General features: G+C 59.8%; 8 protein-coding genes. 4 read left to right on the top strand and 4 right to left on the bottom strand.

What is annotated here, in order from left to right:
- Positions 1-59 precede the first annotated feature (59 nt).
- Entirely contained in the window at positions 60-464 is a 405-nt protein-coding gene (locus EQV90_RS14055; RefSeq protein ID WP_240878260.1) for a hypothetical protein, read from the top strand.
- 403 nt (positions 465-867) lie between these two features.
- Here EQV90_RS14055 and mapR read toward each other — a convergent pair whose 3' ends face one another.
- The 4 genes from mapR to EQV90_RS14035 form a co-directional block, all read right to left on the bottom strand.
- Entirely contained in the window at positions 868-2,277 is a 1,410-nt protein-coding gene (mapR, locus tag EQV90_RS14050) for a GntR family transcriptional regulator MpaR (RefSeq protein WP_003447539.1), read from the bottom strand.
- 118 nt (positions 2,278-2,395) lie between these two features.
- The gene (gene ccoG, locus EQV90_RS14045) at positions 2,396-3,817 is read right to left on the bottom strand and encodes a cytochrome c oxidase accessory protein CcoG (protein WP_240878259.1); all 1,422 of its coding nucleotides are present in this window, start codon (positions 3,815-3,817) and stop codon (positions 2,396-2,398) included.
- A 265-nt stretch (positions 3,818-4,082) separates the two neighbouring features.
- Complete coding sequence (locus EQV90_RS14040; RefSeq protein WP_003447543.1) at positions 4,083-4,319, bottom strand: DUF3203 family protein; 237 nt, start codon at positions 4,317-4,319, stop codon at positions 4,083-4,085.
- A 157-nt stretch (positions 4,320-4,476) separates the two neighbouring features.
- A complete protein-coding gene (locus tag EQV90_RS14035) occupies positions 4,477-4,635 on the bottom strand; it encodes a hypothetical protein (RefSeq protein ID WP_203008870.1) in 159 nt (52 codons plus the stop codon).
- A gap of 214 nt (positions 4,636-4,849) precedes the next feature.
- Between EQV90_RS14035 and EQV90_RS14030 the strand changes: the two genes are divergently transcribed.
- Genes EQV90_RS14030 through glgB form a run of 3 tightly spaced genes read left to right on the top strand, consistent with a single transcriptional unit; the run spans position 4,850 to position 12,480 of the window.
- Complete coding sequence (locus EQV90_RS14030; protein WP_003447547.1) at positions 4,850-6,847, top strand: alpha-1,4-glucan--maltose-1-phosphate maltosyltransferase; 1,998 nt, start codon at positions 4,850-4,852, stop codon at positions 6,845-6,847.
- A gap of 60 nt (positions 6,848-6,907) precedes the next feature.
- Complete coding sequence (gene treS / locus EQV90_RS14025; protein WP_240878258.1) at positions 6,908-10,255, top strand: maltose alpha-D-glucosyltransferase; 3,348 nt, start codon at positions 6,908-6,910, stop codon at positions 10,253-10,255.
- Positions 10,255-12,480 (top strand): 1,4-alpha-glucan branching protein GlgB, encoded by a 2,226-nt coding sequence (glgB, locus tag EQV90_RS14020; protein ID WP_127196723.1) that lies wholly within the window; start codon positions 10,255-10,257, stop codon positions 12,478-12,480. Before treS ends, glgB begins: the two co-directional genes overlap by 1 nt.
- Positions 12,481-12,564: the final 84 nt, after the last annotated feature.

The raw sequence follows: 12,564 nt of genomic DNA, 5'->3' as shown, positions 1-12,564 counted from the left end.
GCCTGTTCGACGGGTCAGCCTGTCGTCCCTTTTTCAACTTTGAGCGAGGCGTACTTGCGATGACTCTTAAACCGCTGTTGCTGGTTCCGTCCCTGGTGTTGTTGCTGTCGGCCTGTGCCGGACCGATGCCCAAACAAGACCCGGGTGAAGCCTGGATCGGTCTTAAGGAGGAGGGCAACAGTGACCTGATGGCCGAGCGGGTAGACGGCAAGAACATCAATGATGGTCGCTATTTTGAAGTCACCCCTGGAGCTCACCGGCTGGACGTGACCTTGTTTGAGGGGGCCACCGGTGATGAAAACCAGGTCGATTGCCAGGGCAGGGTCAATTACCGGCAATTCAAGGCCGGAGAGCGTTACCAACTGATCGAGTCGAGCCTGGGGCCTGAAGTCAGCGCGACGCTGGTGGACTCCCACGGCAAGGAAGTGGCGCACACCGCGGACTTCACCTGCATGCCGGGCTGAGATCCCCGGACCCACAGCCTCTGCAGGAGCGAGCTGTTGCGATTTGCGCCGAAAAGCTCGTGTGCTGCGGGATACGATTTCACTGACACCCCGCAACACCTGTAGGAGCGAGCTTGTCTCGCGAGCCGTTGCGAATTGCGCCGAAAAGCTCGCGAGGCAAGCTCGCTCCTACAGAGGGAGAAGGTGTACTGCGGGTTACGATTTCACCGACACCCCGCAACACCTGTAGGAGCGAGCTTGCCTCGCGAGCCGTTGCGAGTCGCGCCGAAAAGCCCTTGTACTGCGGGATACGATTTCACTGACACCCCGCAACACCTGTAGGAGCGAGCTTGTCTCGCGAGCCGTTGCGAATTGCGCCGAAAAGCTCGCGAGCAAGCTCGCTCCTACAGGTGGTGCGGGGGCTTTAGAATGAGCGGACGATCTTGCCCAGGGTCTCCATGGCCTTTTCACTGGCTTCGTTCCACGGGCTGCCGTAGTTCAGGCGGATGCAGTTGCGAAAGCGCTGGGTGGCCGAAAAAATGGGCCCCGGGGCAATGCTGATGCCTTGGGCCAAGGCCATCTGGAACAACTTGAGAGAGTCCATTTGCTCGGGCAGTTCCAGCCACAAGAAATACCCGCCCGACGGCTGGCTGACCCGGGTCTGCGCCGGGAAGTAGCGGGCTATCGCCGCCAGCATCGCGCTCTGTTGTTCTTCCAGGGCATAGCGCAGTTTGCGCAGGTGGCGATCGTAGCCGCCATGTTGCAGGTAGTCGGCAATCGCCGCCTGGGCCGGCATCGAGGCGCACAGCGAGGTCATCAGTTTGAGACGCTCTATTTTCTGCGCATATCGACCCGCCGCCACCCAGCCGATGCGATAGCCCGGGGCCAGGCTTTTGGCAAACGAGCCGCAATGCATCACCAACCCTTCGCTATCAAAGGCCTTGGCCGGTTTGGGCGCGTGCTGGCCGTAATACAGCTCGGCGTACACGTCATCTTCAATCAACGGCACCTGGTGGCCGCGCAACAGTTCCACCAGCGCCTGTTTTTTGGCCTCGGGCATGGTCGCGCCAATCGGGTTCTGAAAACTGGTCATGCACCACACCGCCTTGATCGGATGGCGCTCCAGGGTTTGCGCCAGCACCCCCAGGTCGATGCCGTCACGGGGGTGCACCGGGATTTCCACGGCTTTGAGTTTGAGCCGCTCCAGCACTTGCAGGCAGGCATAGAACGCCGGCGCTTCGATGGCCACCAGGTCGCCGGGCTCGGTGACGGCCTGCAGGCACAGGTTCAAGGCTTCCAGGGCACCATTGGTGATCAGCAGCTCTTCCATGGGCAGCATCAGCCCCCCGACCATATACCTCAGGGCAATCTGGCGCCGCAGTTGCGGGTTGCCCGGGGACATGTCGGTGACCACCATGCGCGGGTCCATTTCACGGCTGGCGGTGGCCATGGAGCGGGCCAGCCGTTGTAGCGGGAATAAGGTCGGGCTGGGGAACGCCGAACCGAAGGGCACGGTGTGCGGGTCTTTCATTGAGTCCAGCACCGAGAACACCAGAGCACTGACATCCACTTCGGTGGACTCGGTTACATGGCTGCTGAATACCGGTTCGGAAAACGGACTCGGCGCATGCACGTTGACGAAGTAGCCGGAACGCGGTTTGGCCCGGATCAGGCCACGGCGTTCCAGCAGGTAATAGGCTTGAAACACGGTGGAGGGGCTAACCCCGTAGGTCTGGCTGGCATAACGTACCGAAGGCACGCGCTGGCCGGGGCCGAGCACCCCGCTGCGAATCAGTTCAGCAATATCGTCGGCGAATTTTTCGTAGCGTTTCATTAATAAGGCTCGGCTAATCCTGCAGGAGCGAGCGTGCTCGCGATGGCTCACTCCGGTCAGTCTGATTGACCGTGCTGATGCTATCGCGAGCACGCCCGCTGCCACAGGGATTTATCGTTTATCGATTCAACGGTGCCACAAAACGGCTTTTGGCCACACTGCGTACGCTCGGTTGATCTGTGTCGGTGACCACAAACCCGATGGTTTGCGAACTGCTTTTCGGGCGTTCGGCCAACAGCGCGACCGATACCGGCACATCGACAATTTCGCCGGGGGCCAGGGTCAGCTCGGTCTTGCCCTGCAGGCGGAAGTCCTGGTTGTCTTGCAGCGATACCCGGTAATGCTGCGGCTCCTGGGTCTTGTTGATGATTTTGAGGCTGTAGATGTTCTCGATCTGGCCCTGACTGTTTTCGCGAAACAGCCCCCGGTCCTTGATCACATCCAGTGACACCATTGAGCGCTGGTCAAGCGCCACCACCAGGGCCCCGATCATCAGCACCAGCACCGCTGCGTAGCCAATCAGGCGCGGGCGCAGCAAATGGGTGGTGCCGCCCTGTAACTGGTGTTCGGAGGTGTAGCGCACCAGCCCGCGGGCGTAGCCCATTTTGTCCATCACCGTATCGCAGGCGTCGATACAGGCCGCGCAGCCGATGCATTCCATCTGCAGGCCATCGCGAATGTCGATGCCGGTGGGGCAGACCTGCACGCACATCTGGCAGTCGATGCAATCGCCCAGACCTGCCTGCGCCGGTTCGACCCCGCGTTTGCGCGGGCCGCGGCTTTCGCCACGGTTCACGTCATAGGAAATGGCGAGGGTGTCTTTGTCGAACATCACGCTCTGGAACCGCGCGTAAGGGCACATGTGCATGCACACCGCCTCCCGCAGCCAGCCGGCATTGATATAGGTGGCGCCGGTGAAAAACAGCACCCAGAACAGACTGATGCCGGCCATTTCCAGGGTCAGCAGCTCAGTGGCCAGGGGCCGGATCGGGGTGAAATAACCGACAAAGGTCAGCGCCGTCATCACGCTGATTGCCATCCACAGCGCGTGCTTGGCAGTGCGGCGCAGGATCTTGTTCAGGCGCCAGGGTGCGGCCTGGAGTTTTATGCGCTGATTCCTGTCACCTTCGGTGATCTTCTCGCACCACATAAACAGCCAGGTCCAGGTACTTTGCGGGCAGGTGTAACCACACCACACCCGGCCAGCGAATACCGTGATCGCAAACAGGCCGAAGGCGGCAATGATCAGCAACGCCGACAACAGGATGAAATCCTGCGGCCAGAACGTCGCCCCGAAAATATGGAACTTGCTTTCGGACAGGTCCCAGAGGACGGCTTGTCGACCGTCCCAATTGAGCCAGACCGTGCCAAAGAACAGCAAAAACAGAAAGCCGGCACCGACTATGCGCAAGGTTCGGAACAGACCGGTGAAACTGCGGGTGTGGATCAGGTTGTCGCTGGAGCGGCTTTTGTTTTTTGCGGTCCGGGGTCGCGAAGCCTCGAATGTTTCAAGTATCTGGACGGGAATTTGTTCGCTCATGGTCTTTCGCTCATCAGCCTCCATCAGGCCTGAGCACTATCCCCTGCGAACTGTTTGCATAACAGACTCAGTTATTTGATTAAAAACCGGATCAGATGTGTTTGCAGGGTGACCTGCGACAACTTGCTGCACCCCGGTCGCGGCCACGTGCAGCAGGGGCCGGGCGCCTTTAACCCAGGCGCCGGCGGGTAATCCTGATCGGGGTCAATTAGATCACCGAATCACCCAGGATGAGCCCATGCTGGGGCTCATCAGTCTTACAGCTTCAGATAATCGACTCACTGCCCCCGGCCCGCAGCAACTCGCGGCTGTCCTTGGCGCCCGCCGCAACCAGGGCTTCGGCTTCGTCCGAGGTAATGGCAATGCGCAGGCCGTTCATCAGCGCCATGCACATTCTCGAGGCGTGGTCTGTGATGACTTCTACCCGCTCGGCCGGGGAGTGCTCCGAGCCTTCGGGTGATTCATACCAGCAGCTTTTGTCGGCATCGATTGTGATAGTCATCAGCGTGGTCCTTTTATGGGGGTTAAACGTTAGTGCGTGGAAAACCGGCCGGGTTCGATCGAATGGATTGGCGGTCATCGGCTGCGGGTTGCGCCCGCTGCGGCCCCGATCGCAACCGTCAGCGACCGGGCAGGTCAAACAGCGCTCAAGACGGGCATCAGATTCTCATCGGCGCATCTTCGCAGGGAGGATCGCCAATCGGGTTGGGGTCCTTGAGCGGCGGATCCTCTTCCGGAACCGGCTCGGCATCACCGGGCGGTAACACCGGGTCGTCAATATTGGGATCGGGGGTTTCTGCGGGAATGGGGATATTCATGGACATGGCCTCATTGCTGCATGGAAAGGATTACAGCCGGTCGACCTCATTGAAGGCCGCTCGGTTCCCCGGCCAATGACCAACGGAGTATCGGCAATTAGTCTGAACTTTTAATTCTTTCCCCCGCTCCCAACCAGGTGCCCGGTGATCGATGCCGGGAATGGCTTTGATACGACCACCCATAAACGTCTGCGGGCGTGAGGAGTGCTGCTCGATGACTGCTGATTTCCCGCAAGACCCTGATTCCACTGTGACGTTGCCGTTATCCCAGGCATTGCTGTTGCCGCGCATTGTTATTGAAGCCACGTCCCCGGTGCTCGAAAACGGTGAGTTCGCGGTCAAGGCGACTGCGGGGCAGCAGGTCGACGTGCTCAGTAAAGTGTTTGTTGACGGTCACGAGCAGCTGGCGGTCATGCTGCACTGGCGTCTGGCCAGTTCCGCGCACTGGTCGGCAACGCCTATGCATTTTTTAGGCAATGACAGCTGGAACGCACAGTTCCCGGTGCCCGAAGTGGGGCGCTATCTGTTTTGCATCGAGGCCTGGATTGATCGCTATGCCAGCTTTTGCCATGAGCTGGAGAAAAAGCATCAGGCAGGCATTGCCGTCAGTCTGGAGTTGCAGGAAGGGCGGATTCTGGTACAGCACGCCATCGAGCTCAGTCAGGGTGAACGGCGCGAACAGTTGCAGGCGTTGCTCGGGCAACTGTCTGGTCTGCTGGAGACCGAGCAGGTGGCGCTGTTCATGCACGAACACAGTGCGCAATTGATGGCCGAGGCACAAAACCACGCGTATTTGAGCCTGAGCCCCGAGTACCCGGTGGAGGTTGAACGGCCATTGGCGCAGTTCGCCAGCTGGTACGAGCTGTTCCCCCGTTCGGTCACTGACGATCCTGCCCGCCACGGCACTTTCAATGATGTACACCAGCGCCTGCCGATGATTCACGACATGGGCTTTGACGTGCTGTATTTCCCGCCGATCCATCCCATTGGCCGCCGACATCGCAAGGGCCCCAATAACGCGTTGCAGGCCGGGCCGGACGATCCGGGCAGCCCCTATGCCATCGGCAGCGAAGAGGGAGGGCATGACGCGATCCATCCGCAACTGGGCAGCCGTGACGACTTCCGGCGCCTGGTGGCCGCTGCCGCGGACCACGGTCTGGAAATCGCTCTGGATTTTGCCATTCAGTGTTCTCAGGACCACCCGTGGCTCAAGCAGCACCCCGGATGGTTTAACTGGCGCCCCGACGGCAGCATTCGCTACGCGGAAAACCCGCCGAAAAAGTATCAGGACATCGTCAATGTCGATTTCTATGCCCCGGATGCGATTCCCGGCCTGTGGCTGGAGTTGCGCGACATCGTGCTGGGCTGGGTGGACGAGGGGGTAAAAATCTTCCGCGTCGACAACCCGCACACCAAGCCTCTGCCGTTCTGGCAATGGCTGATCGCGGATGTACGTGCCCAGAACCCTGAGGTGATATTCCTCGCCGAGGCGTTCACCACCCCGGCCATGATGGCGCGCCTGGGCAAGGTCGGTTACACCCAGAGCTACACCTATTTCACCTGGCGCAACACCAAGGCCGAGCTGGCAGCCTATTTCACTGAGCTTAATCAAAGCCCGTTGCGTGAGTGCTTCCGGCCCAACTTCTTCGTTAATACCCCGGACATCAACCCCGGCTTCCTGCATGACTCGGGGCGCCCCGGCTTTTTGATCAGGGCCGCGTTGGCAACCATGGGCTCGGGCCTGTGGGGCATGTACAGCGGCTTCGAACTCTGCGAGTCGGCGGCGGTGCCGGGCAAAGAGGAATATCTGGACTCGGAGAAGTATCAGATCCGCCCCCGTGATTTCAGTGCGCCGGGCAATATCGTGGCCGAAATTGCCCAGCTCAATCGCATCCGCCGCCAGAACCCGGCCTTGCACAGCCACCTGGGCCTGACCCTGTACAACGCCTGGAATGACAACATTTTGTACTTCGGCAAACGCAGCGCCGATGGCAGCAATTTTGTGCTGGTGGCTATCAGTCTCGATCCCCATAACGCCCAGGAAGCTCATTTCGAGTTGCCGTTGTGGGAAATGGGCCTGGCCGATGACGCCTGGACCTCGGGGGAAGATTTGATGAACGGCCATCGCTGGACCTGGTATGGCAAAACCCAATGGATGCGTATCGAGCCTTGGCATCAGCCGTTCGGCATCTGGCGGATCAAACCCCTTTAAGCCCCTCTTGCCGGGCGGCTTCACTGGCCCCGGGCAACCGAATCAGCAGGTATTTCCCTTATGGCAAACCAACCCGCATCGGCCAGCTTTATCAAGGACCCGCTCTGGTACAAGGACGCGGTGATCTACCAGGTGCATATCAAGTCATTTTTCGATTCCAATAACGACGGTATCGGCGACTTTCCCGGCCTGATCAGCAAGCTGGATTACATCGCCGAGCTGGGGGTCAACACCCTGTGGCTGCTGCCGTTCTATCCCTCGCCGCGGCGCGATGATGGCTACGATATTGCCGATTATCGAGGCGTGCATCCGGACTACGGCACCCTGGCCGACGTCAAACGCTTTATCGCCCAGGCCCACAAGCGCGGTCTGCGGGTAATCACTGAACTGGTGATCAACCACACCTCGGATCAACACCCCTGGTTTCAAAAGGCCCGCCGTGCCAAGGCCGGCTCCAGGGCTCGGGATTACTACGTGTGGTCGGATACCGATGAAAAATACGACGGCACCCGGATCATTTTTCTCGACACCGAAACCTCGAACTGGACCTGGGACCCGGTCGCCGGCCAGTACTTCTGGCACCGCTTTTACTCCCACCAGCCGGACCTGAATTTCGACAACCCGCAGGTGATGAAAGAAGTGCTGGCGGTGATGCGCTACTGGCTGGACATGGGCATCGACGGCCTGCGCCTGGATGCCATTCCGTACCTGATCGAGCGCGATGGCACCAATAACGAAAACCTGCCCGAGACCCATCAGATCCTCAAGCAGATCCGCGCCGAAATCGATGCCCATTACCCCGACCGCATGCTGCTGGCAGAGGCCAATCAATGGCCCGAAGACACCCAGCAGTATTTTGGCGACAGCGATGGCATCAATGGTGATGAGTGCCACATGGCCTTCCACTTTCCGTTGATGCCGCGCATGTACATGGCTCTGGCCCAGGAAGACCGCTTCCCGATCACCGATATCCTGCGCCAGACCCCGGAAATTCCGGCGAATTGCCAATGGGCAATTTTCCTGCGCAACCATGATGAGTTGACCCTGGAAATGGTCACCGACAAGGAACGCGATTACCTGTGGAACTACTACGCCGCCGACAAGCGGGCGCGGATTAACCTGGGGATTCGTCGGCGTCTGGCGCCGTTGATGGAACGTGATCGCCGGCGCATCGAGCTGCTCAACAGCCTGTTGTTATCGATGCCGGGCACGCCGACCCTGTATTACGGCGATGAAATTGGCATGGGGGACAATATTTACCTCGGCGACCGGGACGGGGTGCGTACGCCGATGCAGTGGTCGATTGACCGTAACGGCGGATTCTCGCGGGCCAACCCGGCGAGCCTGGTGTTACCGCCGATCATGGATCCGCTGTATGGCTATCAATCGGTGAACGTTGAGGCCCAATCCGGCGATCCGCATTCATTGCTCAACTGGACCCGGCGCCTGCTGTCCGTGCGCCAGCAGCAACAAGCCTTTGGTCGCGGCACCTTGAAAATGCTGTCCCCCAGCAACCGGCGGATTCTGGCGTACATTCGCGAATACACCGACGGCGACGGCAAGACTGAAACCATCCTCTGCGTGGCCAACGTGTCGCGCAGCGCCCAGGCGGCAGAGCTGGAGCTGTCCGAGTTCGCCGGGCGGGTACCGGTGGAGATGCTGGGGGGCAATGCCTTTCCGCCCATTGGCCAGATGGACTTCATGCTGACCCTGGCGCCCTACGGTTTTTACTGGTTTTTGCTGGCTGCCGAGAATCAGATGCCGAGCTGGCACGCAGAACCGGCGCAAAGCCTGCCCGAGCTGCTGACCCTGGTGCTCAAACAGCGCCTTGAAGAGTTGCTCGATACCCCGCCGCGGACCACTCTGGAAAACGTGATCCTGCCGGCGTGGTTACCCAAACGCCGCTGGTTCGGGCAAAAAAATGCACCGGTCGAGCAGGTCAAAATTCTCCACGGCACCCGTTTTGGCGATGCCTTGCACCCCATGTTGCTGACCGAGGTACAAGTCACCAGCGGCGGCGAACAACACCATTATCAAGTGCCCCTTGGGGTATTGGGCGAGGATCAGGCAAGCAGCACGTTGGCCCAGCAATCGGTGCTGTCGCGGCTGCGGCGTGGCCCTCAGGTCGGTTTCATGACCGATGCTTTTGCTCTTGAAGCCTTTGTCAGGGCCGTACTGGCGGGCATGCAAAGCGGCGAGAAAATCAGCAGCAGCGCCGGCACTATCAGTTTTACGGCCACCGCGCAGCTGGCGGCCCTGGGGCTCAACGAACAGAGTGAAGTGCGTTATCTCACGGCCGAACAATCAAATAGCTCGGTGGTGATCGGCGGCGCCATGGTGCTTAAGCTGATCCGCAAAATCAGCAGTGGCCAGCATCCGGAGCTGGAGCTGGGTGCCTATCTGACCGAGGCCGGGTATCAGCATATTTCTCCGTTGCTGGGGGCAGTGGTGCGCCATGAAACCGGGGGCGAAGAGACCTTGCTGATGATTGCCCAGGGCTATTTGAGTAACCAGGGCGATGCCTGGACCTGGACCCAGAACAACCTGGAACGGGCCATTCGCGACGAAATGGCCGACGCCATGTCCGAGCACGAACAGCATTACAACGCCCTGGTCGAACTGGCAGATTTTGCCGGTTTGCTCGGCCAGCGTCTGGGGGAGATGCACGGGGTGCTGGCGCAAGCCAGCGACAACCCTGACTTTGCCCCTCAGACCACGTCCGAGGCCGATACCCGGCAGTGGGCAAGCCATATCAACGGGCAATTGAAGCAGGCCTTGAAGCTGCTCAAACAACATCTGCCCGAGCTTGGCGAGCCTGAGCAAAAACAGGTGAAAAAACTGCTGGCGCAACAAGGCGCGATCACCGCCCATGTCCAGCAACTGGCCAAAACAACCCAGGGTGGCCTGAAGATCCGGGTGCATGGCGACCTGCATCTGGGGCAGGTGCTGGTGGTCAAGGGCGATGCCTACTTCATCGACTTTGAAGGTGAGCCTGCGCGCCCGCTGTCAGCCCGGCGCAGCAAGCACAGCCCCTATAAAGACCTGAGCGGGGTATTGCGCTCCTTCGATTACGCAGCGGCCATGGCGGTCAGCAACGTGCAACAGTCGGATCACTCGGATCAGGCTGACGATGCACGGCAACGGGTGGTTGAACGCTATTTGCAAGAAGCCCGGACAGCATTGGTCGATGCATACCGGCAAGCAACAGCTAGCCTTGCCCATGACTGGAAAGTGGCCGGGGGCGAGGATGCCGCACTGGCGCTGTTCAGTCTGGAAAAGGCGGCCTATGAAATTATCTATGAAGCGGCAAATCGGCCTGCCTGGTTGCGGGTTCCCTTGCAGGGATTAAGCGATTTGCTCACCCACTTGCCAAGTACGGCCAAGCCTTTACCGGATGGAGAGAAGTGATGAGTTCAAACAAGGTTCCTGGCCCGGGAAAAATGGCTGTGCTGCCCGCGCGCGACGATATCGAAGCACTGATCAACACTCGGCACCGAGACCCTTTTGCGGTGTTGGGGCCGCACCCGGACGGTGAGGGCGGGCAAGTGATACGGGCATTTTTGCCCGGTGCCCTGAGCGTCAAGGTAGTGGCCCGCGACTCGGACGAGGTGATTGGCACGCTGGACAGCAGCGAGGTCCCGGGCCTGTTTGCCGGGCATTTTGCCGATGTCCGCGGCTATCGGCTAAGCATCAGCTGGGCCGGTGGCGAGCAGACCAGTGAAGATCCTTACAGCTTTGGGCCTTTGCTGGGGGAAATGGACCTGTATCTGTTTGCAGAGGGTAATCACCGGGACTTGAGCAGTTGTTTCGGCGCCCAGGTCATGAGCGTCGATGGCGTTCCCGGTGTGCGTTTTGCGGTGTGGGCGCCGAATGCGCGGCGAGTGTCGGTGGTGGGGGATTTCAATATCTGGGATGGCCGCAGGCACCCCATGCGCCTGCGCCATCCAAGCGGGGTCTGGGAGCTGTTTATCCCGCGTCTTGCGCCAGGTGAAGCCTACAAGTACGAAATTCTTGGGGCCAACGGTATCTTGCCGCTCAAGGCTGATCCGGTGGCGCTGGCCACCCAGTTGCCGCCCGATACGGCCTCCCGGGTGGCCTCGCCGCTGCAGGTGGACTGGCAGGACGCGGCCTGGATGCAGAGTCGCGCTGAACATCAGAAGCCGGACGCGCCATTGTCCATTTATGAATTGCACGCCGGCTCCTGGCAGTGCGAGGTCGACGATATCGGCGAAGTTGCGCGCCTGTATAACTGGCATGAACTGGCAGAGCGCCTGATCCCTTACGTACAGAAACTGGGGTTCACCCATATCGAGCTGATGCCGATCATGGAACACCCGTTTGGCGGTTCGTGGGGCTATCAGCCCTTGTCCCAGTTTGCGCCGAGTGCCCGATACGGTTCGCCGGATGATTTCGCAGCCTTCGTCAATGCCTGTCATGTGGCCGGGATCGGGGTGATTCTGGACTGGGTGCCCGCGCATTTTCCCAACGATACCCATGGCCTGGCGCAATTTGACGGCACGGCGCTGTATGAATATGCCAACCCGCTGGAGGGCTATCACCAGGACTGGAACACCTTGATCTACAACCTGGGGCGCACCGAAGTCCATGGCTTCATGCTGGCCTCGGCGTTGCACTGGCTCAAGCATTTCCATATCGACGGCCTGCGGGTGGATGCGGTGGCCTCGATGCTGTATCGCGATTACTCGCGCAAAGCGGGCGAGTGGGTGCCGAACATTCATGGGGGCCGGGAAAACCTCGAAGCCATTGAGTTCTTGCGCCATCTCAACGACGTGGTAGCCCTGGAAGCCCCCGGCGCTCTGATGATTGCCGAAGAGTCCACCGCGTGGCCGGGGGTCAGTCAGAGTACCCAGCAGGGCGGTCTGGGTTTTGCCTACAAATGGAACATGGGCTGGATGCATGATTCGCTGCACTACATCCAGCAGGACCCGATGTACCGTGCCCATCATCACAACGAGTTGAGCTTTGGCCTGGTGTACGCCTGGAGCGAGCGCTTCATCCTGCCGATTTCCCACGATGAAGTGGTGCACGGCAAGCATTCACTGATCGACAAGATGCCCGGGGATCGCTGGCAAAAATTCGCCAACCTGCGGGCCTATCTGAGTTTTATGTGGGCGCATCCGGGCAAGAAGTTGCTGTTTATGGGCTGTGAGTTCGGACAGTGGCGCGAGTGGAACCACGATCAGCAACTGGACTGGTACTTGCTGCAATACCATGACCACCAGGGAGTGCAGAAGCTGGTGGGTGATTTGAATCGCCTGTACCGCGAAGAACCGGCGCTGCATGACCAGGACGATGTGGCGCAAGGCTTTCAATGGCTGATCGGGGATGATGCGACCAACAGTGTCTATGCCTGGCTGCGCTGGAGCAAGGCGGGCAAACCGCTGCTGGTGGTCGCCAACTTCACCCCGGTGCCTCGTCCGGGATATCGCATTGGCGTGCCGTTTTCCGGTACCTGGCAAGAGGTGCTCAACAGTGATGCGGATACTTATGCCGGTTCCAACTATGGCAATGGCGGGGGAGTGATGACCCAGGCCTTGCCAAGTCATGGCCAGGAGGTTTCGCTGGCATTGAATCTGCCGCCGCTGGGGGTTCTGATTTTACAGCCGACGTGATGCCTGGTGGTATGCCCCGGTGCTTTTCCTTTTCAGCCTGCCGGGGCAGATTTTCCCGGGTAGTCGCTGACGAGCAACGAGGCT

The sequence above is a fragment of the Pseudomonas sp. TMW22089 genome (genome assembly GCF_022496645.1).
Taxonomy (GTDB): domain Bacteria; phylum Pseudomonadota; class Gammaproteobacteria; order Pseudomonadales; family Pseudomonadaceae; genus Aquipseudomonas; species Aquipseudomonas paraversuta.
The sequence above is the reverse complement of the archived record's forward strand: the minus strand, read 5'-3'. Positions and strand labels throughout refer to the sequence as shown.